The sequence below is a fragment of the Chryseobacterium viscerum genome (assembly GCF_002899945.2).
Classification (GTDB): domain Bacteria; phylum Bacteroidota; class Bacteroidia; order Flavobacteriales; family Weeksellaceae; genus Chryseobacterium; species Chryseobacterium viscerum.
In genome coordinates this window covers 1-459 of sequence record NZ_PPEG02000048.1, presented here as the reverse complement: position 1 = coordinate 459, position 459 = coordinate 1, and the positions used below count along the sequence as shown (strand labels likewise).

General features: G+C 67.8%; 1 protein-coding gene. It reads left to right on the top strand.

Annotated elements, in window-relative coordinates; genetic code table 11:
* Positions 1-24: 24 nt before the first annotated feature.
* The coding region (locus C1634_RS25730) for an alkaline phosphatase family protein (protein WP_317047513.1) at positions 25-459 on the top strand (435 nt) is incomplete at its 3' end.

Genomic DNA, 459 nt, shown 5'->3' with positions numbered 1-459 from the left:
CACCCTGACCTGGTGAGTCCCCCGATGATTTCGAAAAGCAGAAGAAGCTTCATCCGCCTGGCCGCCGGTACGGTCGGCGCCACCGTCGCCACCAGCATGCTGCCGTCGAGCATCCAGGCGGCCCTGGCGATTCCCGCGCACCGCCGGCATGGCAACCTCAAGGACGTCGAGCACGTGGTGATCCTGATGCAGGAGAACCGCTCCTTCGACCACTATTTCGGCACCCTCAAGGGCGTCCGCGGCTTCGGCGACCGCATGGCGATCCCGCTGCCCGATGGCCAGCGGGTCTGGCACCAGAAGGGCAGCAAGGGCGAGATCCTGCCCTACCACTTCGACACCAGCACCACCAGCGCCCAGCGCGTCGACGGCACCCCGCACACCTGGCCGGACGCCCAGCAGGCCTGGAACGAAGGGCGCATGGACAAGTGGCTGCCGGCCAAGACCGAGCGTTCCCTGGGC